This is a genomic window from Janthinobacterium sp. TND4EL3 (assembly GCF_900156175.1).
Classification (GTDB): Bacteria; Pseudomonadota; Gammaproteobacteria; order Burkholderiales; family Burkholderiaceae_D; genus Janthinobacterium.
The window spans coordinates 23278-49255 of record NZ_FTMV01000020.1 but is presented as its reverse complement, the minus strand read 5'-3'; the positions used below and the strand labels follow the sequence as shown (position 1 = coordinate 49255).

Genomic DNA, 25978 nt, shown 5'->3' with positions numbered 1-25978 from the left:
GGCTGGCGCCAAATGCTGAGTGAGGGCTGGACGATCAGGCCACGCGCACCACCATCAAACCGGCACGCAAGCCCACCCGCACGTCCGGGTTGGGAAACACCACCAGCTCTTCCGCGTGCTGCACCGTGTACACATGGTCACCATCGCTGGCGATCACGGCGTGCTGCGGCAGGGAAGTGAAATTCTGCGTGCTGCGATCAAAAGCCATGCGGAATTCATCGCTATGCTTGATGATTTCCTGCGCCACCTTGAACACGTGCGGTTGCGCCTTGACGGGCTGCGCAGGCAAGCCGCGCAGCAAGCCGTCCAGCGCCCGCGACACGTCATCGAACAGCGATAAATCGTTCTGCCCCAGGGTGCCCACGCGGCCCAGTTCCACCGTGCTGGCGGCCGCGCCGCAATGCTCGGCCGAATAATAACTGTAGGTGCCGGCCGACTGCGGGTTCATGATGATGGCGCCGATGGCCGCCTGGCCCAGCCAGGCTATCAGCTGCGCCTTGGCGTCATCGGCCACCAGGTCCGGCACGATGGCAAACGTGGGGTACACGGAAGGCCGGATGGCCGTGTGCAAATCCAGGTGCCAGCGCATGGGACCGGCCGCGTCAAAGAACGCTTTGGTCGCGGCGATCATTTCATCGGCGCGCGCGCTTTCCGCCGCTTGCGCCAGGCTACCCCGCACGGGGCGGAACATGCGATTGAGGTCGGCGTCGATGAAGCGCTTGCGGGCCCGGATCGCATCGACATTGCCCACGCAGACGAGCAGGTCGACGGCCAGTGCCGACGCATCGCGCGACAGCGCGTCGAGCAGATGCGCGAGCACTTCGATCGGCCCCGTCTCGTCGCCGTGCACGCCCACCGAGACGGCCACGCTGGCGCGGCCTGCTCCCGGTTTGACGACTTGCAGCATGCCGGGTGCCGGCAAGGCCACCGCAAAACCGGCGTCGGCGAACAGCCGCGCCACGCCGCTGAAATCGGCCTGCGCCAGCGCCTGCACGGCCGGCGGCAAGCCGCCAGCGCCCTGTACTACCTGGGTTACTACTTGCGTTGCTTCTTGCGTCATTACACCGCCGCTTCCATTGTCACTTTATTCACGGCCTCGGAGAGCGTCCACACGTCCAGCATGGCTTGCTCCAGTTCCGTCGCCGCCACATACGCCGACAGGCCCAGCGCGCCCGTTACGGCATCGACGGCCTGGCCCGCATTGCCTTGTTCGGCGCGCGCCAACACCTGCGTCAGCAAACGCTGTTGCGTGCGGCGCAGCGCTTGCTGCGCATAGTTGCGCAACTGTTCCTGCGACTTGCCTTGCGCGGCCAGCTTCAGGCCACGCTCCAGCGTGTCGATGCCCGCCTGGCTGCGCAGGGCCAGGCCCACCTGCAGGAAGGCCGCCAGGTCCATCGAGGCAGGACGCGGCACGGACAGGGCCGGGAACAGGAAGCCGGCGACGACTTCCAGCGCATCGACCGCATCCCACGCCTGCACGAAGGCCGGCTTCAGGCCCGGCACCAGCGCCGCTTCCGACTTGATGCCGACGGCCTTGAGCAGCTCGCGCTTCGATTCCGCGCCAAACAAGCGCGTCAATTCGGCCAGTCCCGCACCGCGCAACTGCTCGGCCGGCACGGACAGCACGCCGGCGATCATCGTCTGCTGCAGCACGCGCGTTTGCGCATCGACCTTGATCGACACGGCACGCGGAATCGTCAGGGCATCCGCATCGAGCGCGTCGAACACGGGCGCCAGGTTCAGCGCCACCCATGCCTGGCCCCAGGCCAGGATCACGGCCGACTCGTCCACGCCGTGTTCCGCCGCCAGGTTGCGGATCATCAGCGGGCCGCAGCGGTTGATCACTTCATTGGCCAGCACGGTCGCCAGGATGGCGTTGGCCAGCGGATGGTCGAGTGCCGAACGGGTTTCCACCAGCAGGGACGGGAAGTACGGTTTGAGCACCGGCTCGGCCCACGTTTCGTCCGTCAGCGGCAGCGCGGACAGAATGCGCTTGAAGCGGTTCTTCACGTTGGCGATCACCACAGCCAGTTCCGGCGTGGTCAGGCCACGCCCGTCGCTCTTCCTGCGCGCCAGTTCGGCCACCGACGGCAATTGCTCCAGCTCGCGCGACAGGGCGCCCTCTTCTTCCAGGCTGGCGATCAGGGCGGCATAGCCGTCCTGCACGGCGCTCTCGCCTTGCGCCTGCAGCTCGCGCACCAGCAAATGCGTCTGCTGCGTGTTGTCGCGCAAGACCAGGCGCTCGACGTCGTCCGTCATCGCATACAGCTCGCGGTTGCGTTCCGCTTCCGTCAGCTTGCCCGCATTGACTTCCACGTCCAGCCAGATTTTCACGTTCACTTCATGGTCCGAGCAATCCACGCCTGCCGAGTTGTCGATCGCATCGGTGAAGATGCGTCCGCCCGCCAGCGCGAACTCGATGCGGCCCGCCTGCGTCGCACCCAGGTTGCCACCTTCGGCGACCACTTTCACGCGCAGCTCGTTGCCGTTCACGCGGATATGGTCATTCGCACGGTCCTTCACCTGTGCGTGCGTCTCGGTCGAGGCCTTGATGTAGGTGCCGATGCCGCCGTTGTAGAACAGGTCGACCGGGGATTTCAGGATGCGGTGCATCAGTTCTTCCGGCGCCAGCGACGTTTCGGCGATATCAAGCGCGGCGCGGATTTGCGGCGACAGTTCGATCGTGCGGGCGGAGCGGGGATACACGCCGCCGCCATCTGATATCAAGTCCTTGTTGTAGTCGTCCCACGAGGAGCGCGGCAAGGCGAACAGGCGCGCGCGCTCTTCGAACGAGACGGCGACGTCCGGTGTCGGGTCGAGGAAGATGTGGCGGTGGTCAAACGCGGCCACCAGTTTGAGCTGGCGCGACAGCAGCACGCCATTGCCGAACACGTCGCCCGACATGTCTCCCACGCCGACCATGGTGATCGGCGTGGTATTGAGGTCGTGGTCCATTTCATAGAAGTGGCGCTTCACGGCTTCGAAGGCGCCCTTGGCGGTGATGCCCAGCTTCTTGTGGTCGTAGCCATTCGAGCCGCCCGAGGCGAACGCGTCGCCGAGCCAGAAACCGCGCTGCACGGCGATGCCGTTGGCGATGTCCGAGAACGTGGCCGTGCCCTTGTCGGCAGCGACCACCAGGTACGGGTCGGCGTCGTCGAAGCAGACGGTATCGACGGGCGGGACGATATTGCCCAGCGAGCGGTTGTCCGTCACTTCCAGCAGGCTGGAAATGAACAGGCGGTAGACGGCTTCGCCTTCGGCCGCGATGGTTTCGCGCACGGCGTCCTTCGGCATCATCTTGCAGACAAAACCGCCCTTCGCGCCGGCCGGCACGATGACGGCATTCTTGACCATCTGGGCCTTGACGAGGCCCAGCACTTCCGTGCGGTAGTCTTCCATGCGGTCCGACCAGCGCAAGCCGCCGCGGGCGACGGGGCCGCCGCGCAGGTGCACGCCTTCGAAGCGGCGCGAGAAGACAAAAATCTCGCGGTACGGACGCGGTTCCGGCACCAGCGCCAGGCTGCTGGTGTCGAACTTGAAGATGATCTTGTCGCCTTGCTGCTTGTTCTGGAAGTAGCTGGTGCGCAGGGTGGCGCTCATCAGGTCAGCCAGCGCGCCGAGGATTTCCTCGGTATCGGCATGGTTCACGGATGGCAGGCCGGCCTTGATGGTGGCGATCGCCTCCAGGGCGGCTGCGTGCTGCGCGTCTGACAGCGAAGGATCAAAGCGCTGCAGGAAGGCCTCGACCAGGGCTTTCACGTGGGCCGGCTGCTTGCGCAGGCTCTCGGCGATGTAGCGCACCGAGAAGCGGCTGCCTGCCTGGCGCCAGTAGCTGGTGTAGGCGCGCACCAGCTGCACTTCGCGCGTCGACAGGCCGCCCTCGATGACGAGGCCATTCAGGCGGCCGTCTTCGGCTTCGTCATTGAACAGCGCGGCAAACAGTTCCTGCGCCACGGCGACGACGGATGGCTGCGCCAGTTTCGCCGCGCTGGCGGCATCGACCGTCAGGCTGGTGACGAAATAGCGTGTGCCGTCAGACAGAGAAACCGAATATGCCTGCTCGCGGTCGATGGCCACGCCCGCATTGTGCAGGGCCGGCAAAATGGTCGACAGCGGCGGCACCTTGTTGGCCGAATACAGGCGGATCGTGGTGACCGCGCCCGTCTCGATGCGCACGGCAACGTGCGCTGCATCGCCATTGCGCAAGATGGTGTCGAGGTCGCGGAAGGCGACGGCCGGCGCGGTGGCGGCCACGTAATCGAGCGGTAAAGTCGCGCAGAGTTTGCGCAGGCTGGTGCGCAGGGCCACGTCGGGCACGGCGTCGGCCACGGCGGCAAAGCCGTTGTGCCAGCCATCGAGCACGCCCAGGAGCGGTTGCTCGATATCCGTTTCCAGATCCAGCGGGTAACGGGCGGCGTGGGCGATCAGGTAGACGCGCGCCAGCGGGCCGTCAGCCACCAGCGTCTGCATGCTCACATGCGTGGCGCCGGAACTGGCTTGCAAGGCTTTTGCCAGGCTCGATGCCACGCTGGCGCTGTAGCGCTCGCGCGGCAGGTAGACCAGCACGTTCAGGTGGCGCGCATATACGTCGCGGCGCGCGAAGACCTTGGTGCGCGGCTGCTTGTACAGCGAAACGACGGAGCCGCACACTTGCGCCAGCCAATCGAGGTCCGCTTCCAGCGCTTCGGTGCGCGGCAGGGACTCGAGGATTTCGCGGAATTTCTCGGCGCGGAAGCCTTGCTGGCGCACGCCGGCCAGGCTCAGCACCTTGGCCACGCGGCCGCGCGCAAACGGCAGCGCCGCCAGCGGGGTGGAATTGCCGGCGCGGGTGAACAGGCCAACGAAGCAGTGCTCGCCCAGGATCGCGCCTTGCGCGTCGGTGTCGCGCACGCCGATGAAGTCGAGCTGCTGGTCGCGGTGCAAAGTACCCGCCACGTCGGCCTTGACGATGGACAGCGCCGATTCACGCTTGGCCAGGGTGTCGAAGTCACCCGGAATATTCGCCAGGCAGGTGCCGTAGACCGGGTGCGCCGTATCCTGCAGCACGCCGACGCGGCTCGGAATATCACGTTCGAGTTCGCGCACGCCCGGCTTGACGCGGTAGTACGCATAGCCGAATACCTCAAAGCCGCCGCTGCGCGCCCACTCCAGGAAAGCGGCAACTTCCGCACCCTCTTCGCCATGCTGCGCCGCAGCCGTGGCCACTGCGGCCAAACGTTCGCTCATGGAAGCGGCGTCGCGACGCACGACGGCGGCGTCGCGCGCCACCATGTCGAGGGAGCCGACCAGTGCGGCCAGCGCTTCCGGCGCCAGCTCTTCGTCGAGCAGCACCAGCACATATGATTCGAGCGGGTCGCCAGCCTGGCGCACCGCTTCCACGCTGCCGTCGCCGGCGCGGCGCACGGGCAGGACGGTATTCATCACGCCGCGCACGGCCAGGTGCTGGCGGCGCATGGCCATGACGATGGAGTCAACCAGGTAAGGCATGTCTTCGTTCAGGATCAGCAAGGCGCTCGCCATGCCGCCACGGCCATCCGCATAGCGCAGGGTGGCGATCTGGCAACCGCTGCCAGTGCGCTTGGCCGCTTGCGTAAAGCCGTCGACCAGCACAGGCGCCAGGCTATCGGGTGCGATATCGGCCAGGTCTTCGGCGTCGAGCGAGTCGAGCCATGCCTGTATCAGTTGCACGACAGGCGCTGCCGCCTTGTCCTTGATCAGCTCCAGCGTTTGTGTGCGCAAATCTTGTGGCGTGTGATTCATCTTGCATCTCCATTACGGTAATGTGAATGTCCAGCGCTGTCGTGTGGGCTTGTGGCTAGGCGGCAGCGGTGTCAAGAGACGGGGGTCGCCCGTCCAATTCTTTCGATACTGCAGATAGGGTGTCTCGGATTTTCTGTGTGTTTTTCTATCGCCTACAAGTCGTACAATCCAGGTAAGTTGAGGATGATCGTCAATTCTTCAAGCGCCGCATGCACTTCCAGCGCCAGCTGCGGGTCGGCCAGGTCGCCTGGCTCCAGATGGTCGCGGTAGTGCTTTTCTACCCACTGTACCAGCCGATGGTACAGCGTTTCCGTCATGATCACGCCCTGGTGCATGGCGCGCGCCTCGGTTTCCGTCAGGGCCACGCGCAAACGCAGGCAGGCGGGCCCGCCGCCGTTGCGCATGCTCTGGCGCAGGTCGAAATGGATCAGTTCATCGATGGGGCCACCGCCGGCCACCAGGCCCTCCAGGTAGCGCGACACGGCACGGTTTTCCTGGCATTCCTGCGGGATCACCAGCGCCATCTTGCCGCCCTCTTTCGTCAGCAACTGGCTGTTGAACAGATAGCTGCTGACGGCGTCCGCGATGGGCACCTGGCCAGTGTCCACGCGCAGCGCCTGCAGCTCGGTGCCCGTGCCGGCAACGGCGCGGCGCAGCTGCGACAGACTGTTCTCTTCATCGGCAAACGCCTGCTCGTGATAGAACAGCACATTGCCATTGCCGACGGCGATGACGTCGTTATGGAATACGCCCTGGTCGATCACTTCAGGATTCTGCTGCACGTACACGGTGCGCTTGTCGTCCAGGCCATGCAGGCGCGCCACGGCTTGCGACGCTTCCAGGGTCTGGCGCGCCGGGTAGCGCTTCGGCGACGGCGCGGAAGGGTCGAACTCCACCCGGCCATACACGAACAGCTCGACCGATGGCGCGCCGTGGTTCGCGCCCAGGCGCGTGTGGTTGGCCGCGCCCTCGTCGCCAAAGGCGGGCGTCGACGGCAGCGCGTCGTGCACGGCGAAATGCTTGTCGTCGCTGAAAATGGCGCGCAGGCTGCGCGCCGACTGCGCGTGCTCGAAGGCGCGATGCAGCTTGTTATTCAGGTTGGCAGCCGTAAAATGCACGCGGCCGTCCTGCGTGTCCGCCGACGGGCTGACCGTGGCGGCATTCGCCGTCCACATGGGCGAGGCGGAATACGCGCACGCCAGGATGACGGGCGACTCCTGGTAGGCACGCGCCAGCACCTCGGCGTCGCTGCCCGTGAAACCGATGGAGCGCAGCAGGCGGAAATTGGGCCGGTCCTGCGGCGGCAGCAAGGCTTGCGCAAAACCGCGCGCGGCCAGCGCACGCATCTTGGCCAGGCCCTGCAAGGCAGCCTGCTTCGGATTCGAAGCGCTCTTCACATTGCTGAACGAGGCCACGTTGCCGAACGAGAGTCCGGCATAGTTATGCGATGGCCCGACCAGGCCGTCAAAGTTGTATTCGCGCGTGCTGTGCATGGGTATTCCTTGATAAACCTTCTTAAAAATTCAGGCCGGGCGACAGCTTGGCCGGCATTTCCAGTACGCTGTTCTCGATCGAGGCGACCGGATAGGCGCAATAGTCAGCGGCGTAATAGGCGCTCGGACGGTGGTTGCCCGACTTGCCGATGCCGCCGAATGGCGCCGTGCTGGCCGCGCCCGTAGTCGGACGGTTCCAGTTGATGATGCCGGCGCGCGCGCGCCTCTGGAAGGTCTGCCACAGGGCAGGGTCGTCGGACAGCAGAGCCGCGGCCAGGCCAAATTCGGTGGCGTTGGCGACCTTCAGGGCCGCATCAAAATCGGCCACGCGTATCACTTGCAGCAGCGGGCCGAACCATTCTTCGTCGGGGATGCCCCTAGCAGCGGTGACATCGACGATGCCGGCCGTGACAAAGCCCGCCTCGGGATTCAACTGGCGCATCTGCAGCAGGGTCGTGCCACCCTTGGCGACCATGTCCGCCTGTGCCTGCACCAGGCGCTTTGCCACGGCACTGGACACCACTGGCCCCATGAACGGCTGCGGCTGGGCGTCGGACGCGCCGATGCCCAGTTTCGCGGCCACTTCCACCAGGCGCGCCACGAAGGCAGACCCCGCAGCATTATCTTGCACCACCAGGCGGCGCGCGCAGGTGCAGCGCTGGCCGGCCGAGACGAAAGCGGAAAAGATCGCGTGGTGCACGGCGGCGTCCACGTCCTGCACATCCCATACGACGAGGGCATTGTTGCCGCCCATTTCCAGCGCCAGCATCTTGCCCGGCTGGCCGCCGAACTGGCGGTGCAGGCTGATGCCCGTCTGGCAGGAACCCGTAAACAGCACGCCGTCGAGGAGCGCATTGGCGCCCAGCGCCACGCCCGTATCGCGCCCGCCGTTGACGAGGTTGACGACGCCATTCGGCAAGCCCGCCTGCTGCCACAGCTGCACGGTTTTGATGGCCGTGCGCGGCGCATATTCGCTGGGCTTGAAGACGATGGTGTTACCGGCGATCAGGGCTGGCACGATGTGGCCATTCGGCAGGTGACCGGGGAAATTGTACGGGCCGAAGACGCCGAAGACGCCATGCGGGCGGTGGCGCAGCACGGCGTCGCCGTCGGCGATCTTGCTTTGCGTGATGCCGGTACGTGCGTTGTACGATTGCACCGAAATATCGATCTTGTTGGCCATGGTCGCCACTTCCGTGCGCGACTCCCACAATGGTTTACCCACTTCTTCCGAGATCAAGAGCGCCAGCGCTTCCGCATGCTCCTTCAGCAGTTCACGAAAGCGCACGCAGATGGCGATGCGCTCTTCGACGGGCGTATCGGCCCACGCCGCGAAGGCCGCGCGCGCGGCCTGGCAGGCTTGCCCGACTTCGCTCTGCGTCGCTTCCAGGCTGGCCCAGGTCTGCTTGCCGTTTGACGGATCGATGGTGACGAGTTCACGGCCCGTGCCTGGCAGCCAGGCGCCGTTGATGAAGTTCGATGCTGCGGTAGACGAATTAAACACATTAGACATGGGGATGCTTCCTCGGGTTGAGTGACAGCGTGCGCACGGTATCGCCATTGTGGCAACGCAGCAGATGCAGTTCATCGTCATCGAGCGCGATTTTTCCGCCGTGCGGATTGGCGCTGGTGACGATCATGCGGAAATCTTTCAGGTCGGTGTTCGACACCAGGTAAGGCTCGGCCTGGGCGGCGTCGCCGCACGCTTCAGGCGCAGCCTCGGCATCGAGCACGGCCGGCATGCTGTCGCGCATGGCGCGCAGCTCGGAGACGCGCGCCTGCAGCACGGGACCGGCATCGAAAATGTCGACATAGCCTTCAAAGTGCAAGCCTTCCTGTTCCAGCAAACGGCGCGCGGGCGCCGTGCTCAGATGCACCTTGCCAATGACTTCCTGCGCCTCGTCCGGCAGGTAGGCCACGTACATGGGCTGGCGCGGCATCAGTTCGGCGATGAACGATTTCTTGCCCAGGCTCGTCAAGTCGTCAACGTGGTGGAAATCCATCTTGAAGAAGTGGCGGCCCAGGCCTTCATAGAACGGCGAGCAGCCGTCCGGCGCCTGGTAGCCGCGCATTTCCGCGATCAGCTTTTCCGTGAACAGGTGCGGGAACTGGGCGATGAAGAGAAACCGGCTTTTCGACAGCAGCTTGCCGTTGTTGCCGCTGCGGTAATCAGGGTGCAAAAACAGCGAACACAGTTCCGTGCTGCCTGTCAGGTCATTCGACAGGTACAGGGTTTCCATGCGCGTAAACACATCGAGTTCGCGGCTCGAATGCACGAGGGTGCCGATGCGGTAGTTATAGAACGGTTCTTCCAGGCCTACGGCGCCCTTGATGGCACAGACGCCGGCCAGACGGCCCGTGTCGGTATCCTCCATGACAAACATGTAGTCGCGTTTTTCGGGCGCGATGGTTTCGGCAAACGAGGCGCAGGCGATGGCCAGGCGGTCGCCCAGCATTTTCATGTCCGGCTTGAGGGTGGTCATGCCGGTGCCGACCTGGCTTGCCAGGCCGTACAGGGCATTCAGGTCGGAAGCGTTGATGGCGCGTACTACTAGCATAATGTTCTCTCGGTTAAATGCGCACGCAAATGACGCTGTCGCCTTCGGCCACGGCCAGCGCGTCAAGCAGCTCGGCCGGCAAGCCGACGGTGTCCTGCGCTTCGAGCGCATCGCAGGCAAAGGTGACGGCGCGGAAGTTGCGCTCCGCGCCCGAAGCGACCGCGTAATGCACTTTCAGGCCCGTGCGGCTGGGCGTGACGCCTGCCACCACGCGACGCGTGAGCGAGCCCGTAAACGAGCGCAGCGAATTCTTGTGGGCCTGCAGGATCGGGCCGCCATCGAAAATATCGATGTAATCGTCCGCTTCAAAGCCTTCCTCCGTCAGCAGGTTGAACGCCAGTTCACCGCTCGGGTGGATCTGGCCCATGGCCGCTTGCGCGTCACCGGGCAACAGGGGCACGTACACGGGGTAATGAGGCATCAGTTCAACGATCAGGGTGCGGTTGCGCGCACCGCCGATGACTTTCTCGGCATCGAGGAAATCCATCTGGAAGAACTTGCGGCCCAGCGCATCCCAGAACGGCGACTGGCCGTTGGCGTCCGTGATGCCGGCCAGCGGCACGAAGAAGCGGTCGCCGAAACGGTGCGGCGCCAGCACGGCGAACAGCAGCCGCGCGCGCGACAGGAGGGCCGCTTCCAGGCCCGCCTGGTCCATATTGCGCACAAAGAAACCGGACAGCTGCGAGTACGCCGTCAGCTCGGAACACAGGGTCAGCGCATGCACGCTGTGACTGATGTTCAGGTCGCGCGAGACTTGCTGGATGACGTCGTTGCGAAAGGAAAAATAGGTGCCGTTCGAGCCGGCCGAGGCGAAGATGGCGGCCGTGCCGGCAATGCTCTTGTCGAGCAGGGATTCAAGCACGAAGAGATACGACTCTTCGCTGGGGATATCGACGTGGGCGGCAAACGAGGCGATGGAGCGCTCGACGGAGGCGGCGATTTTTTCGCGCGTCTTCGGCAGGGTATGGACACCCGGCATGGTTACCGCGGCCAGCGCTTCGAGGGCTGCAATATCCGCAATTTCTACCGGACGGACAACATACATGGGTACTCCTTCAATACAGACAATGCCAGGGTAGAACCAAGCCGGCCCGCGGCAAGGCGGCGGGCCGGTGACAGAACGGAGGTCAGGCTAGTTTCAGGCCTTGAGCATGCCGTCGATGGCGGCGCGCAGCAAGCGGCCGGCTTCGGTGATCTGTTCGTCCGAGACGATCAGGGCCGGCGCCAGGCGCACCACGTCCATGCCGGCGATCAGCACCATCAGGCCCTGCGCTTCGGCGGCTTTCTGAATGTCTTTCGCACGGCCCTTCCAGGCGTCACTGACCACGAGGCCCAGCAGCAGGCCGCTGCCGCGCACCACGGAGAACACTTGCGGATAGTCCGAGATCAGGCCTTGCAACATGGCGATGGTGCTGACGCTGGCTTCCTTGACGCGCGCCAGGAAGGCTGGCGTATTGATCGTCTCCAGCACGGTCAGGGCCACGGTGGCGGCCAGCGGGTTGCCGCCGTAGGTGGTGCCGTGGGTGCCGACGGCCAGGGTTTGTGCCAGCTCGTTGGTGGTCAGCATGGCGCCGATCGGGTAACCGTTGCCCAGTGCCTTGGCGGCCGTCAGGATGTCCGGCGTGACGCCATAGCCCATGTAGGCAAACAACGCGCCAGTGCGGCCCATGCCGCTCTGGACTTCGTCGAAAATCAACAGGGCGCCCGTCTTGTCGCACAGGGCGCGCAGTTCCTTGAGGAATTCAGGGTTGCCTGGCACCACGCCGCCTTCGCCCTGTACCGGCTCGACGATCACGGCGCACACGTCGTCACCGATGGCAGCGCGGGCCGCTTCGATATCGTTGAAGGCGATGTGGTCGATCGACGGCGGCAGCGGCTCGAAGCCTTCCGTGTACTTGGCCTGGCCGCCGACGGAGACGGTAAACAGGGTGCGGCCGTGGAAGGAGCTGAAGCACGAGATGATGCGCGACTTGTGCGCGCCGAATTTGGTGTGCGCATACTTGCGCGCCAGTTTCAGGGCCGCTTCGTTGGCTTCCGCGCCGGAGTTGCAGAAGAAGGCACGGTCGGCAAACGTCGCTTCCGTCAGGGCCAGCGCCAGGCGCAGCACGGGCTCGTTGGTGTAGCCGTTGCCCAAATGCCACAGGGAATTGATTTGCTTGGTCAGCACGTCGACCAGGGCCGGATTGCAGTGTCCCAGGCTGGTGACGGCGATGCCGGACGTGAAATCGAGGTAATGCTTGCCGGACTGGTCCCACAGATCCAGTCCGGAGGCACGCACCGGCACCATGGCGGCAGGAGCGTAGGTAGGAACCAGAACCTGGTCAAAGGTTTCCCGGGTGACTGGGCGAGCGGTTACGGTCGAATCAAGCTTGGCATTCATAGCATTTCCCCATCAATATGTTAGGTACTCCGCAGCTACGATAGCTACGTGTGTACTGCATTATAAAAAGCGGGATGCTAAAACTCTTTTGAATCTGCGACAAGGATTTTCACAATTCATCACAGGAAAAATCCCATGCCGCCGCGCCTTACGCGGCCGGCATGAGCTTGCGCTGCCGCTCTTCGCGGGGCGTATTGCCAAACAGGGTGCCGAAGGCCGTGGAAAAGTGCGATCCGGACGAAAAACCACACATCAGTCCCACTTGCACGATGGAATAATGTGTATCAAGCAATAGTTGCCTGGATCGTTGCAGCCGCAGTTCCAGGTAATAGCGCGACGGCAGGCTGCCCAGGTATTGCTTGAACAGCCGCTCCAGCTGGCGCCGCGACAGTCCCACCAGGCTGGCGATATCGTCCGTCGACAACGGTTCCTCGATATTGGCTTCCATCAAGGTCACCGCCTCGGACAGCTTCGGCTGCAGCACGCCGAAGCGCGCCTGCAGCGCCACGCGCTGGCGCTCCTCCTTGCCACGCACCTTGTCCACGCACAATGCCTCCTTGACGAGCGCCTGCACGTCGGCGCCAAACACGGTTTCGATCAGGGTCAGCGAAAAGTCGATACTGGCCGCGCCGCCGCAGCACGTGATGTGCGGGCCGTCGATGTCGAACAAATGCGGCGTCAGGATGGCGCGCTCGGCCTTCGCTTCCGCATCGGCATATAAGGCCCAAGGCAGGGCAATGCGCACGCCGTCCATGACGCCCGCGTCGGCCAGCCACAGCACGGCTGCGCCCACGCCCCCCCAGAATGGCGCCGAGCGGCAACGCTCGATCACGGCCCGGCACAGCTCGGCGCGCAATGGCGCTTCCGTTTCGTCGGCCACCAGCAGGGCGATATGCCAGTTGCCGCCCTGCGCGGCCACCTGTTCCGGCGTGCGCACGTCCAGCTGGAACGCCTGCGGTCCCAGCGCCCGCGCGCACAGGCGCAAAGGCTGCACCAGGCCGGCCCAGGTAATCGATTCGGCATCGCCGGCATGGATCAGCAGCAGCCGCAGCGGTTTATCGAGGCCGATACGGGAAAGATTAGCAAAGGACATCGGCGGGGAGGGATCGGGGCTATGGCTACAGTTCGCCTATCATACCGGAGTTCGACGGCTCTGCGCCCGCCATCGAGGGCGCCCGCCCGCTGCGCCGGAAAAAAGCGGGGCGGAAGGATATAATCACACCCATGGGTGAACGATATTTAAAAAGTATCCGGCTGCTGGCCGAATGCATGCAGGGCTTCGAGCGGTTTTCCGGCGACTTCGTGCGCCAGTACGGCTTGACGCATGCCCAATTCGACATCATCGCCACGCTTGGCAACACCTGCGGCATGTCCTACAAGGAACTGGGGCAGAAAACCCTGATCACCAAGGGCACCTTGACCGGCGTGGTGGACCGGCTGGAACAAAAGGGGCTGGTGCTACGGGAACGTTGTACGCGCGACAAACGCTCCTACTTCGTACGCCTGAGCTGCGAGGGCGAACAAGTGTTTCATGACGTATTCCCCAAGCTGACCAGGCAAGGGCAGCACTTGTTTGCCGGCTATACCGAAGACGATTTTATTCGTCTGGAAACGACCCTGGCGAGCCTGAAGCAGGCCATTGCGCATGGCCACGGCTGACAATTCATCAAGCAAACATCAGATTCAAACAAGACAAAGGAAAACAAGTTGAAAACCACACTGCTCGAAGGCAAAAAGCCCGCTCATTTCGATAAACACATCATCGGCAACTTGTTGCTCAACGCCAGCACGCCTGAACTGGTGCGCCAGGAAAAGCTGATCATCGGCGTGCGCAATGAAGATGGCGAAATCTACCGCCTGATCGGTGCGACCAAGCACAACAGCTTCATGAACGCCGTCGAGGAACTCTTCGACCTCGGCCTGACGGATGAACTGGAAGACAGCGACGAACTGGTCGAAGGCTGCGACGCCATCTTCAGCGAATCTCTCTAACAACGCGTAACAAGACCTGCTGCGCGGTGCGCTTTGCGGCCTGCGATGCTCACCGGCTCGGCGCCCCCGTACTAAGGTACGGTTGCGCTTCTTAGCCACAAATCCCATCCGCTCGCAATGGTTTTGTTAAGCGTTCGGAATTTCGTCGTTCAAAATGGGCACGCGTCGACTGTACGCGTGCCCATTTTGCGTTTACGGGGCTTTGCTTGCCTTTTGCCAGGCTGTTTGCGAAAAGATCATGGCCAAAAAGTTCCACACGGAAATATTGCGAGTATAATTTTTTCAATGAACAGACTCGACGCCTTTAAAAGCATCGCCGCGCAAGCCGCTCGTGGCGAGCTGACCTTCCCCGCCAATGTGGACGCTTCGCTCAAGCTGCAGCAGGCGCTGGCCGATCCCGACTGCCATATCGAAGCGGCCGCCAAGCTGGTGCAGGCCGACCCGCTGCTGGCGGCGCGCACGGTGGCCATCGCCAATTCCGTGGCCTTCAACCGGTCCGGCAACGAGATCACCAGCGTGCGCAATGCCGTGCAACGGCTTGGCGTACGTACGCTGCAGTCGGTGGTGGCCTCGCTGATCGTGCGCCAGCTGGGCAGCACGATTACCGATCCCGTGTTGCAAGCCAAGGCCAACCAGTTGTGGGAGCATACGGCCCATGTGGCGGCGCTGTCGCAGGTGCTGGCCCGCCGGGTCACCAGGGTCGACCCCGATACAGCCCTGTTTGCAGGCATCGTGCACGAAGTGGGCGGCTTTTATCTGCTGTCGCGCGCGGCCGAGTTTCCCGGCATTCTTGATGGCGAACCGCAGGACTGGGTCGAACATGGCGAGCAGGCGATCGGCCACGGCGTGTTGACCAAACTCAAGGTGCCGGAAGCCGTGATGCACGCCATCGATTCCCTGTGGGAGGGATTGCGCGCCATCCCGCCTGAATCGCTGGGCGACACCCTGCTGCTGGCGAACGACCTGGCGCCAGTGGCGTCACCGCTCAACGAAAGCCCGGCCGCCATCGCCGTCCGGGCCGCCCGCGCTGCCCGCAGCATCGACTGCGTCATCGGCGACGACATGACCCTGTCGAGCATCCTCGCCGAATCGGATGACGAAGTGCAGTCGCTGCTGAAGGTGCTCGTGCACTAGCGCTTCTTGCTGGCCGGTGGCGGTGCCGCTGGCTTGGCTGTCTCGACGATCAGCACGTGCTTGTCCACGGCCTTGCTCGTTTGCTCCTGCCTGACGACTTGCATGGCAACAGCCCGGGTACTCAACAGCGGCTTCGGATGGCGCGGCATGAACATGCGGATCTTCCTGAAAAGAGAGTACGGTCCACATGCGGTGCACTTGTCAACTTTTCAAGCTCCAGGCAAGGCAAAAAAAAAACCCGCTCGAAAGCGGGTAAAGTCCAAAGCTAGGGATGTCCTGAAAGAGACAGCCCTATCTTATGCCGCGCCGCCATGCCGGCTCCGTGCGCTGGCTCACTTAGCAGCCATATTCAAGCCCCGATCAGCGTCACTTCCGTTTCCTGCCAGGCGCGCAGTTGCTGCACGCGGCCAAACCAGGCCTGGATGTTGGCGTACTGCCCCAGCGGCAATTGCACGCGTTCGCTGTACATCAGCGGCGCGGCCACCGCGAAATCGGCCAGGGTCAAGGCATCGCCGCAAAGCCAGTCGCGCTGGGCCAGGTGCGCGTCCAGCACCATGGCGCATTCATGCAGGTCGCGTTCGCCGCGCGCCTCTTCGAGCGGGTCCGCCGGACCATTGCCTGTCATGCCTTTCCAGGCCCGCTCCCAGGCCAGCACGCTGATGGCAGGCGCGAAGTGCTGCGCGGCCCAGAACAGCCAGCGGTTGACGTCGGCGCGCGCTTGCGGCGCCTGCGGATAAATCGTCTGGCCGGGCACCTGCTCGGCCAGGTATTGCATGATGGCGCACGATTCCCACAGCAGGAAAGCGCCATCGGCCAGCACGGGCACTTTGCCGTTCGGGTTCAGTTCAAGCAGGCGGCGGCGGTCGTCCGCATTCATCAGGTCGACTTCGGCCAGTTCCAGCGGCAGGCCGAGGTGGATCGCCGTCATCAGGGCACGGCGGGCATTCGAGGACATGGGGTGGCGGTACAGGCGCATGATGGATGGCTCCGGTGAGTGAAGAAGCCACCATCGTACGGGCCATCACTGACAGTTTTTGTCAGGAGCGAATATCAGGATTCCGGATCAATCTCGTGGGCCTTGCGCCAGGCATCGAGCAGCACATGGCGCCGCGTGGGATAGCGCTCCTCGTGCTGCTGCACGCCGGCGATGCGGTCGATGCGGAAATGCCGGTAGTCGCCGCGCAGCTCGCACCAGGCGGCCAGCAGGCGCTTGCCCTCGAAAAAGGCCAGCGCGAATGGCCACACCGTGCGTTGCGTGGCGCTGCCGCGCTCATCCTCATACGCGAGCGTGAGTTTCTGTTCGTAGCGGATGGCCTCGCGCACGGGCTGCACATAGCGGTCGGCCGGTTCCCCGCCATCGGCGGGACGCCCCAGCGGCACCCACAGGCTGGTCTCGGCCATGCTGTCGCGCAAATCGCGCGGCGAAGCGGCCGCGATCTTCGCCAGGGCATTGCTGGCCGCCTGCGCCAGGCCCGCATCGCCCTGCCGGCGCACCCAGCGCGCCCCCAGCACCAGCGCCTCCAGTTCATCGGGTCCGAACATCAGCGGCGGCAGGAAGGCGCCGCGGCGCAGCACATAGCCGATGCCGGCCTCGCCCTGCAATGGCGCGCCCAGTTCGGCCAGGGTCTGGATATCGCGGTAGATCGTACGCTCGGACACACCCAGCTGCCGCGCCAGCTGGGCAGCGGTCACCGGCACGCGTCTGGCCCGCATGGCATCCATCAGCAGGAACAGACGGCCGCTGCGGCTCATGGACAGCCCTGCAAGGCCTGGTCGCCCATGACGAGGGCAGACAGGGCCGGCACGTACAGATAGCCGTCAGGCGCCAGGCGCGCCGCGCGCGGCCCCTCTTCCACGCCCGCGATGCCGTAGCAGCGCTGCAGGCGTGCCGCACCAGGCCACCAGTAGACGGCGGCCTCCTGGTCGGGAAAGCGGCGCCGCACGCTCTCGGCCTGCGCGGCGACCTGCCGGAAATCGCGATAAAAGGCGGGTGCGATGCCCAGATCCGAGGCAAAGGCCGCTTCCAGCGTTGCCACGCTTGCCAGCTGCGCTGCCAGCGCCGCCGTTTCGCTGCCCAGGTCCTGGGCCGCCACGCCCGCCTCGACCAGGGTGCGGTGCATGTGCGCCCGGTCCGCCTGCGCGCGCAGGAAGGCCGGTTCCTGCAGGGCCAGCACGGCATTGGCGGGAATGCTCTTGCGCAGCGCGGCCGGGAAGACATACAGGGCGCAGCTGCCCGCGCACATGGTGTCGATAGCGAGATCGAGCCGCTGCTGGCGAATGAATCGTCCCAGCGACATTGCCGCCAGCGGCTCGCCGCCGTCACTATTGATGCGCAACAAAGTCGTCTCGCGCGTGTACATCTGCCGCAGCCGGTCCGCATCGCCATCGGCAATCGCGCCACGCATGGCGATGCTGCCGGCGTCGACACGGCTGAAATCGGCCGCGCCGGCCAGCCCCGTCACGCCGGCCATCACACCTACCCATAAAAAACGCTTCATCATCATCCGTTACAAAAAAAAACGACCACCGCAAACGGTGGTCGTTCTTCATTCAACCTGCAAAAGACCTGCGCTTACACCACGGCGCCGTCGGTTTCGTCTTTTTCCTTGACCGGCTTGATCAAGTCTTCGCGCTTCACGCCCAGCCACATGGCGATGGAGGCCGCGACGAACACGGACGAGTAGATACCGAAGCAGATACCGATGGTCAGCGCCAGGGCGAAGTGGTGCAGGGTCTGGCCGCCGAAGACCAGCATCGACAGCACCATCATCTGGGTCGAGCCGTGGGTGATGATGGTACGCGAAATGGTGCTGGTGATTGCGTTGTCGATCACTTCATGCACGGAAGCCTTGCGCTGCTTGCGGAAGTTTTCGCGGATACGGTCAAAGATCACCACCGATTCGTTGACGGAATAACCGAGCACCGCCAGGATGGCCGCCAGCACCGTCAGCGAGAATTCCCACTCGAAGAAGGCGAAGAAGCCCAGGATGATCACCACGTCATGCAAGTTGGCGATAATGGCCGAGACAGCGTATTTCCATTCGAAGCGGATGGCCAGGTAGATCATCACGCCGATAATCACCACCACCAGCGCGTTCAAGCCGTTCTGCGCCAGTTCCTCGCCCACTTGCGGGCCGACGAATTCAACCTTCTGCAGTACCACCGCTTCATTGCCGGCGGTGTCCATGCAGGCGCTCTTGAGCACATGTTCGCCCTTTGCGGTGACGGTGTCGATGGCCTTGGCCGTGCCTTGCTCGGCCTTGCACAGCGCGTCAAACACGCGCTGCGAGGTATTCGCGGCAGACACGCCCTTCTCCACCGGCAGGCGGATCATGACGTCGCGCGCCGTGTCGAAACTGGTCACGCCCGGCTCTTCGTAGCCCATGGCGATCAGGGTGCCGCGTATGCCTTCAAGGTTGGCCGCCTTGGGGTATTTCACCTCCATCAGGGTACCGCCCTTGAATTCCACGGACAGGTGCAAGCCCTTGTGCACCAGGAAGAAGACGGCGGCAAGGAAGGTCACGGCCGAGATGACGTTGAAAATCAACGCATGGCGCATGAAGGGAATATCTTTTTTGATCCGGAAAAATTCCATGAAATCCTCTGAGTTCTATTCTGTGCATCCGGCGGCGGGACCGCCGGACGCTATCGCTGTTGACGCTATTCGGTAAGTCGGGGTCGTCGCTTATTTGCTGGCGCCCGGCACCCACACCGTGCCGATCGACAAGGTCGTCAGCTTTTTCTTGCGGCCATACCAGAGGTTGACCACGCCGCGCGACACGAACACGGAGGAGAACATCGAGGTCAGAATGCCCAGGCAATGCACGACAGCGAAGCCGCGCACAGGACCGCTGCCGAAGGCCAGCAAGGCCAGGCCGACGATCAGGGTGGTCACGTTCGAGTCCAGAATCGTGGCCCAGGCGCGGTCGAAGCCGGCAGCGATCGCCGCTTGCGGCGTATTGCCGGCACGCAGCTCTTCGCGGATACGTTCATTGATCAGCACGTTGGCGTCAATCGCCATGCCCAGCGCCAGCGCGATAGCGGCGATACCTGGCAAGGTCAAGGTCACCTGGATCATCGACAGCAAGCCGACCAGCAACAACAGGTTGGTGGCCAGGGCCAGCACGCTGAAGGCGCCGAACAGCATGTAGTAGGCAATCATGAAGATGGCGATGGCGATGAAACCGTACAAGGTCGAGTGGAAGCCCTTGGCGATGTTTTCCGCGCCCAGTTGCGGTCCGATCGTGCGTTCTTCGATGACGGTCATCGGTGCGGACAGGGCACCCGAGCGCAGCAGCAGCGCCAGTTCATTTGCGTTTTCCGCGCCGCCCATGCCGGTGATCTGGAAGCGCGAACCGAGTTCCTGCTGGATGGTGGCGACCGACAGCACTTCCGGCTTGCCTTTTTCAAACAGCACGATGGCCATGCGCTTGCCCACGCGTTCACGCGTCGCTTCGCGCATCTTGCGTCCGCCGTCGCCGTTCAGGTCGATCGACACGGCCGCTTGCTGGTTCTGGTCGAAGCTGGCCGTGGCGCTGGAAATGTAGTCGCCCGTCAGGATCACGTCTTTCGCCAGCACGACAGGCACGCCCTTGCCGACGGTGAACAATTCGGAGTTGAACGGAATGGCGCTCGACAGTTCGGTGCCGGGCACGATGGTTTCGTCGACCAGGCGCACTTCCAGGGTCGCCGTGCGGCCGATGATGGCTTTCGCGCGGGCCACGTCCTGCACGCCAGGCAGTTGCACCACGATGCGGTCCGGACCTTGCTGCTGGATCAGCGGCTCGGCCACGCCCAGCTCGTTGACGCGCTTGGACAGGGTGGAGATATTCTGTTTCACGCCTTCATCGATGGTGGCCTTCAGGGCCGCCGGTTTCAGGGTGATGTTCAGTTTCAGGTCGCTGCCTTCGCCCGCATCGGCGAAAGCCAGTTCCGACATCTGGTCGGACAGCACATTCTTGGCCTTCAGGCGCGTTTCCGCGTCGCGGAAGTTGATCTGCACGCTGTCGCCCACGCGCTCGATGCCGGCGTGGCGGATATTTTTGTCGCGCAGCACGCTACGCGCGGCGGACTGGACGCCCTGGACCTTCTTGTTCAGTACTGCTTTCGCATCGACCTGCATCAGGAAGTGCACGCCACCGCGCAAATCCAGGCCCAGGAACATGGGCAAGGCATGCAATTTTTGCATCCACATCGGGGTATTGGCTTGCAGATTGACCGTCACGATGTACGCGGGGTCGCTGGCATCCGTATTCAAGTCTTTTTCCAGCACCAGTTTTGCCTTGAACTGGGTATCGGGATCGGCAAAACGCACGCGCACGGAGGCGAGGTTGCCGGCGCCATCCATGGTGACACCTTCCGACTTGACGTTCTCTTTCGTCAATATTTGCTCGACTTGCGTCATCAGTTCGCCCGTCACTTTGACGGTCGACTTGCCGCTGGTTACTTGCAGCGCCGGTGATTCACCGAAATAATTGGGCGCCGTATAGAGTGCGCCCAGCAATAAGGCGACGACGATGATGATGTATTTCCAGGCAGGATAGCGATTCATATTGATTCAGCGTTCAGTGTTGAGCGTCGGAGGCGTCGCGAGGGGCGGCGGGTAGCCGCCCCGGTCAGTCGCCACAGGCGTAGCGACGGCGAGGAATTACAGCGCCTTCAGGGTGCCTTTAGGCAGCAGGGTGGTGATGGCGCTCTTTTGCACCGTGATTTCGGTGCCGGTCGCGACTTCGATGGTGACGTAAGCGTCCACTACCTTGGAAACACGACCCAGCATGCCGCCGGCGGTGACGACTTCGTCACCCTTGGTCAGCGCATCCATCATCGCCCTTTGTTCTTTGGCGCGTTTTTGCTGTGGGCGGATCATCAGGAAATACATGACCACGAACATCAGTACCAGCGGCAGGAAGCTGGTCAGGTTGCCGCCGAAACCCAGGGCATCGGCAGGGGCTTGCGCATAAGCGTTGGAAATGAAAAACACGGTGACTCCAGTTCTAATCAGTTTGAAAAAATAGCGCTGTATTCTAGCATTGACAATACGCCAAGCCTCCAATTGCAGGCATGGCAGCTTCAAATGGGGCTAAAAAGGCATTATGCAATGCTTTATCGCCCGCTCCAAGCATCTATCAAGAAATCCTCGGGTCAAGGCGGCGTCGCGTCTTGTCCTAAGCTTTTCTTAAGCTCCCCGCGCCCGTTCAGCGTGGAATTGCAGCGTAAACGCATGGAAACGGTCCTCGTCCAGCGCTTCACGCATCTGGCGCATCAGGTCCAGGTAGTAATGCAGGTTGTGGATGGTGTTCAGGCGCGCGCCGAGGATTTCCTTGGAGCGGTGCAAATGGTGCAGATAGGCGCGCGAGAAGTTGCGGCACGCGTAGCAGCTGCAGGTTTCGTCGAGCGGCGCCTGGTCTTCCTTGTACTTGGCATTCTTGATCTTGATGTCGCCAAAACGGGTAAACAGCCAGCCATTGCGGGCGTTACGCGTCGGCATGACGCAATCGAACATGTCGATGCCGTTCGACACGCCCGCCACCAGGTCTTCCGGCGTGCCCACGCCCATCAGGTAATGGGGCTTGTTGGCCGGCAGGCGCGGACCCACGTGGGCCAGCATGCGCATCATGTCTTCCTTCGGCTCGCCGACGGACAGGCCGCCGATGGCGATGCCGGGGAAATCGATCTCTTCGAGCTTGGCCAGCGACTCGTCGCGCAGCATTTCGAACATGCCGCCCTGCACGATGCCGAACAGCGCATTCGGGTTCTCGCCGCGGTGGAACTCGTCCTTCGAGCGCTGCGCCCAGCGCAAGGACATGCGCATGGACTTGGCCGCTTCCTCGATGGTGGCCGGGCGGCCGGCGATTTCGTACGGCGTGCATTCGTCGAACTGCATGACGATGTCGGAATTCAAGACGCGCTGCACCTGCATCGACACTTCCGGCGAGAGGAACAGTTTATCGCCGTTGATGGGCGAATTGAAATGCACGCCCTCTTCCGTGATCTTGCGCATGGCGCCCAGCGAAAACACCTGAAAACCGCCCGAATCCGTCAAAATCGGCTTGTTCCAGCCCATGAAACCGTGCAAACCGCCGAATTTTTCCATGACGGTGTTGCCTGGACGCAACCACAGATGAAACGTGTTGCCCAGGATGATCTGCGCGTCGATCTCGTTCAGTTCCAGCGGCGACATGGCTTTCACGGAGCCGTAAGTACCCACTGGCATGAAGATCGGCGTCTGCACGACGCCATGGTTGAGTTTCAAGGTGCCACGGCGTGCCTTGGTCAGGCCGCTCGTGTCGGTCTTGAGTAATGTAAATTCCAGCATGGTCAGTCTTTCACGGGGGTATCAAGGTTCAGCGGGGCGCGCGATTGCGTGGTGAGCAGCATCGCATCGCCATAGCTGAAGAAACGGTAGTTCTGCGCGATCGCATGCGCGTAGGCGTTGCGGATCGGCTCATAGCCGGCAAAGGCCGACACCAGCATCAGCAGGGTCGACTTCGGCAAATGGAAGTTGGTGATCAGGCGCGTCACCGTTTTAAACGCATAGCCGGGCGTGATGAACAGGGCCGTATCGGCGCTGCCCGCCACCAGCTGGCCGCTTTGCGAGGCCGACTCCAGCGCGCGCAGGCTGGTCGTGCCGACAGCGACCACGTCGCGCCCGGCCTGCTGCGCGGCGCGCACGGCGTCGACGGTTTCCTGCGGCATGGTGTACCACTCGGTATGCATCTTGTGTTCGCTCAGCACTTCCGTGCGCACGGGCTGGAAGGTGCCGGCGCCCACGTGCAGGGTCACATAGGCAAAGTTGACGCCCTTGGCCTTCAATTGGTCGAGCAGGGCCTGGTCGAAATGCAGGCCCGCCGTCGGCGCGGCGACGGCACCCGGCACCTTGTTGAAGACCGTCTGATAGCGCGTTTCGTCGAATTCGTCCGCATCGTGCTCGATGTAGGGCGGCAGCGGCAAACGGCCATGCGCCTCGATCAGCTCGAACACGTCGGCCTCGAAGTGCAAAGTAAAAAATTCGCCGGCGCGCTGGCCGACCGTGACGTCGAAGGCGTCGGCCAGGCGGATGCGGCAACCGGGCGGCGGCGACTTCGACGCGCGCACCTGGGCCAGCACAGTGCGGTCGTCCAGCACGCGCTCGACCAGCGCCTCGATCTTGCCGCCGCTTTCCTTGACGCCGAAGAAGCGCGCCTTGAGCACGCGCGTGTCGTTCATCACCAGCAGGTCGCCAGCGGCTAGCTGTCCTACGATGTCGGCGAACTGGCGGTCGACCAGGGTCGCGCCGTCCAGATGCAACAGGCGCGAGGCGCTGCGCTCGGCCAACGGAGTTTGCGCAATGTTTTCTTGCGGCAAATTAAAATCGAAATCGGAAAGCGAATACATGCGTTTTGCTTCAAAAGTACGTCAAAAATGATTAGGAGTGCGCAATGGAACATCTGGCACTATACTGTGCGCCTATACAGGCATTACAATAATCCGCCGCAGCAATATACAACTGCGGTACGCACAGGGTGTGCCGGACAACCCTCTATTTTACGCTAGCGGCACAAAAATCTCCGATATGTCCGAACCCAAGCCCGATCTTCCTCCCACAGCCAAGCCGGCAGCCAAGCCGAAAGCCGTCAAAAAGGTGGTCAGCACGGAAAGCCGGCTGGCCAAACTGGGCTTGCGCACGGATATGGACCTGGTGCTGCACCTGCCGATGCGCTACGAGGATGAAACCAAGGTCTACACCATCCGCGACGCCTGCCTGCGCGGCGGCGAGTCGTGGCAGGTGGAAGGCATCGTCACCAAGTGCGAAGTCAATTTCAAGCCGCGCAAGCAATTGCTGGTGACAATCGCCGACGAAACGGGCAATTTGCTGCTGCGCTTCATGAATTTCTATGGCAGCCAGGTCAAGCAGCTGGCAGAAGGCACGCGGGTGCGCGCGCGCGCCGAACTCAAGCACGGCTTTTTCGGCGCCGAGATGGTGCACCCGACGTACAAGGTGGTCAACGAGGGCGCGCCGCTGCCCACGGCCCTGACGCCCGTGTATCCGTCCGGCGAAGGCCTGTCGCAGCACGTGCTGCGCCGCGAGATCGCCGACGCCATGCGCCGCATCGACTGGCAGGATACATTGCCCGATGATCTGCTGCGCGGGATGCAGCTGTCGCCGTTCCGCGCCGCCGTGCACCTGCTGCACTACCCGCCGCAGGACATCGATGAAAGCGCGCTGATGGACCGCTCGCACCCGGCCTGGGTGCGCATGAAGTTCGATGAGCTGCTGGCGCAGCAGCTGTCGCTCAAACGCGCCCAGCGCGCGCGCCGCTCGAAGGGCGCCGCCTCCCTGCCCGTCGTCGGTACCCTCTCGGAAGCCTTCGGCGCCGCCCTGCCCTTCAAGCTGACGGGCGCGCAGGCGCGCGTGCTCGAGGAAATCCGCGCCGACCTGCGCCAGCCGTATCCGATGCAGCGCCTGCTGCAGGGCGACGTCGGCAGCGGCAAGACGGTGGTGGCGGCGCTGTCCGCCACGCAGGCGATCGACAGCGGCTACCAGGCCGCGCTGATGGCGCCCACGGAGATTCTGGCCGAGCAGCACTTCCGCAAGATCGCCGCCTGGATGGAACCGCTGGGCGTGAAGGTGGCGTGGCTGACGGGCAGCCTGAAGAAAAAGGAAAAGACGGCGGCGCTGGCCCTGATCGAATCGGGCGAAGCGCAGCTGGTGATCGGCACGCATGCGCTGATCCAGGACAACGTGCTGTTTGCCAAACTGGGCCTGGTGATCGTCGACGAGCAGCACCGCTTCGGCGTGGGCCAGCGCCTGACCCTGCGCAACAAGGGCGACAGCGCGGCCGTGCCGCACCAGCTGATGATGTCGGCCACGCCGATCCCGCGCACCCTGGCCATGACGTATTACGCCGACCTGGAAGTGTCCGTGATCGACGAGCTGCCGCCCGGGCGCAGTCCCATCGTCACGCGCGCCATCGACCAGAACCGGCGCGACGAAGTCATCGCCCGCGTCTACGCGGCCGCGCTGGAAGGCCGCCAGGTGTACTGGGTCTGCCCGCTGATCGAGGAATCGGAAGCGCTGCAGCTGCAGACGGCCACCGACACCTACATGATGCTGGCCGAAGCCCTGCCCGCGCTGCAGGTGGGCCTCGTGCACGGCCGCCTGAAACCGGCGGAAAAACAGGAAGTGATGGACGCTTTCATCGCCGGCCATATCCACGTGCTGGTGGCCACCACCGTCATCGAGGTGGGCGTCGACGTGCCAAACGCTTCGCTGATGGTGATCGAGCACGCCGAGCGTTTCGGCCTGTCGCAGCTGCACCAGCTGCGCGGCCGCGTGGGCCGCGGCTCGGCGGCCAGCGTCTGCCTGCTGCTGTATCAAGGCCCCTTGGGCGGCGTGGCGCGCCAGCGTTTGATGACCATGCGCGAAACGACGGACGGTTTTGAAATCGCCCGGCGCGACCTGGAAATCCGCGGACCCGGGGAGTTTCTTGGCGCGCGCCAGTCCGGCCAGGCCATGCTGCGCTTCGCCGACCTGGAAACGGACCAATGGTTGGTAGACCAGGCCCGCGACGTGGCGCACGACCTGCTGCACGCTACCACGGCGGCCGCCGCCGCCACCGTGGAAGCGCACCTGGCGCGCTGGCTCGGTGGAAAAGAGGAATTTTTGAAAGTGTAAGGCCCGG

The 25978-nt window shown here is 63.5% G+C and carries 21 protein-coding genes; 4 read left to right on the top strand and 17 right to left on the bottom strand.

Annotation, left to right across the window (positions count from 1 at the left end; translation table 11 throughout):
• Positions 1-34: 34 nt before the first annotated feature.
• The 8 genes from BXA07_RS24840 to BXA07_RS24805 form a co-directional block, all read right to left on the bottom strand.
• The gene (locus BXA07_RS24840) at positions 35-1060 is read right to left on the bottom strand and encodes a succinylglutamate desuccinylase (RefSeq protein ID WP_076571873.1); all 1026 of its coding nucleotides are present in this window, start codon (positions 1058-1060) and stop codon (positions 35-37) included.
• Positions 1060-5760 carry an NAD-glutamate dehydrogenase domain-containing protein gene (locus BXA07_RS24835; protein WP_076571871.1) on the bottom strand — a complete coding sequence of 1567 codons (4701 nt, stop codon included), beginning with the start codon at positions 5758-5760 and terminating at the stop codon, positions 1060-1062. Before BXA07_RS24835 ends, BXA07_RS24840 begins: the two co-directional genes overlap by 1 nt.
• 152 nt (positions 5761-5912) lie before the next feature.
• Positions 5913-7253 (bottom strand): N-succinylarginine dihydrolase, encoded by a 1341-nt coding sequence (gene astB / locus BXA07_RS24830; protein WP_076571870.1) that lies wholly within the window; start codon positions 7251-7253, stop codon positions 5913-5915.
• A 22-nt stretch (positions 7254-7275) separates the two neighbouring features.
• The gene (astD, locus tag BXA07_RS24825; protein ID WP_076571868.1) at positions 7276-8766 is read right to left on the bottom strand and encodes a succinylglutamate-semialdehyde dehydrogenase; all 1491 of its coding nucleotides are present in this window, start codon (positions 8764-8766) and stop codon (positions 7276-7278) included.
• Positions 8759-9811 (bottom strand): arginine N-succinyltransferase, encoded by a 1053-nt coding sequence (gene astA / locus BXA07_RS24820; protein ID WP_076571867.1) that lies wholly within the window; start codon positions 9809-9811, stop codon positions 8759-8761. Before astA ends, astD begins: the two co-directional genes overlap by 8 nt.
• 13 nt (positions 9812-9824) lie before the next feature.
• Entirely contained in the window at positions 9825-10856 is a 1032-nt protein-coding gene (locus BXA07_RS24815) for an arginine N-succinyltransferase (RefSeq protein WP_076571865.1), read from the bottom strand.
• Positions 10857-10949: 93 nt separating this feature from the next.
• On the bottom strand, positions 10950-12191 hold the full coding sequence (gene astC / locus BXA07_RS24810; RefSeq protein ID WP_076571863.1) for an acetylornithine/succinylornithine family transaminase: 1242 nt from the start codon (positions 12189-12191) through the stop codon (positions 10950-10952).
• A 148-nt stretch (positions 12192-12339) separates the two neighbouring features.
• A complete protein-coding gene (locus BXA07_RS24805) occupies positions 12340-13284 on the bottom strand; it encodes a GlxA family transcriptional regulator (protein ID WP_076571861.1) in 945 nt (314 codons plus the stop codon).
• Between the two features lie 131 nt (positions 13285-13415).
• On the opposite strand from BXA07_RS24805, the gene BXA07_RS24800 reads away from it, so the two are divergent.
• The 3 genes from BXA07_RS24800 (at position 13416) to BXA07_RS24790 (ending at position 15317) form a co-directional block, all read left to right on the top strand.
• A complete protein-coding gene (locus tag BXA07_RS24800) occupies positions 13416-13850 on the top strand; it encodes a MarR family winged helix-turn-helix transcriptional regulator (RefSeq protein WP_076571859.1) in 435 nt (144 codons plus the stop codon).
• A 48-nt stretch (positions 13851-13898) separates the two neighbouring features.
• Positions 13899-14183, top strand: coding sequence for a hypothetical protein (locus BXA07_RS24795; protein ID WP_070290811.1), 285 nt, complete (start codon positions 13899-13901; stop codon positions 14181-14183).
• Between the two features lie 285 nt (positions 14184-14468).
• Positions 14469-15317 (top strand): HDOD domain-containing protein, encoded by an 849-nt coding sequence (locus BXA07_RS24790; protein ID WP_076571857.1) that lies wholly within the window; start codon positions 14469-14471, stop codon positions 15315-15317.
• Here the strand turns inward: BXA07_RS24790 and BXA07_RS30930 are convergent.
• From BXA07_RS30930 to queA, 9 genes are all read right to left on the bottom strand, one after another.
• A complete protein-coding gene (locus BXA07_RS30930; RefSeq protein WP_170909737.1) occupies positions 15314-15472 on the bottom strand; it encodes a hypothetical protein in 159 nt (52 codons plus the stop codon). The genes BXA07_RS24790 and BXA07_RS30930 overlap by 4 nt on opposite strands.
• 194 nt (positions 15473-15666) lie before the next feature.
• A complete protein-coding gene (locus BXA07_RS24785) occupies positions 15667-16293 on the bottom strand; it encodes a glutathione S-transferase family protein (protein WP_076571855.1) in 627 nt (208 codons plus the stop codon).
• Between the two features lie 74 nt (positions 16294-16367).
• On the bottom strand, positions 16368-17069 hold the full coding sequence (locus BXA07_RS24780; protein WP_076571853.1) for a helix-turn-helix transcriptional regulator: 702 nt from the start codon (positions 17067-17069) through the stop codon (positions 16368-16370).
• Positions 17066-17815, bottom strand: a complete 750-nt coding sequence (locus tag BXA07_RS24775; RefSeq protein ID WP_139335743.1) for a hypothetical protein — start codon at positions 17813-17815, stop codon at positions 17066-17068. The genes BXA07_RS24780 and BXA07_RS24775 overlap by 4 nt, the downstream gene beginning before the upstream one ends.
• A 74-nt stretch (positions 17816-17889) precedes the next feature.
• A complete protein-coding gene (gene secF / locus BXA07_RS24770; RefSeq protein ID WP_076571849.1) occupies positions 17890-18912 on the bottom strand; it encodes a protein translocase subunit SecF in 1023 nt (340 codons plus the stop codon).
• Positions 18913-19002: 90 nt separating this feature from the next.
• Positions 19003-20868, bottom strand: coding sequence for a protein translocase subunit SecD (gene secD, locus BXA07_RS24765; RefSeq protein ID WP_076571847.1), 1866 nt, complete (start codon positions 20866-20868; stop codon positions 19003-19005).
• Between the two features lie 96 nt (positions 20869-20964).
• Entirely contained in the window at positions 20965-21297 is a 333-nt protein-coding gene (gene yajC, locus BXA07_RS24760) for a preprotein translocase subunit YajC (protein ID WP_076571845.1), read from the bottom strand.
• 195 nt (positions 21298-21492) lie between these two features.
• Positions 21493-22632 carry a tRNA guanosine(34) transglycosylase Tgt gene (gene tgt, locus BXA07_RS24755; RefSeq protein WP_076571843.1) on the bottom strand — a complete coding sequence of 380 codons (1140 nt, stop codon included), beginning with the start codon at positions 22630-22632 and terminating at the stop codon, positions 21493-21495.
• Positions 22633-22634: 2 nt separating this feature from the next.
• A complete protein-coding gene (queA, locus tag BXA07_RS24750) occupies positions 22635-23690 on the bottom strand; it encodes a tRNA preQ1(34) S-adenosylmethionine ribosyltransferase-isomerase QueA (RefSeq protein ID WP_076571841.1) in 1056 nt (351 codons plus the stop codon).
• 178 nt (positions 23691-23868) lie between these two features.
• Here queA and recG point away from each other — a divergent pair, with 178 nt between their 5' ends.
• Entirely contained in the window at positions 23869-25971 is a 2103-nt protein-coding gene (recG, locus tag BXA07_RS24745; RefSeq protein WP_076571839.1) for an ATP-dependent DNA helicase RecG, read from the top strand.
• Positions 25972-25978: the final 7 nt, after the last annotated feature.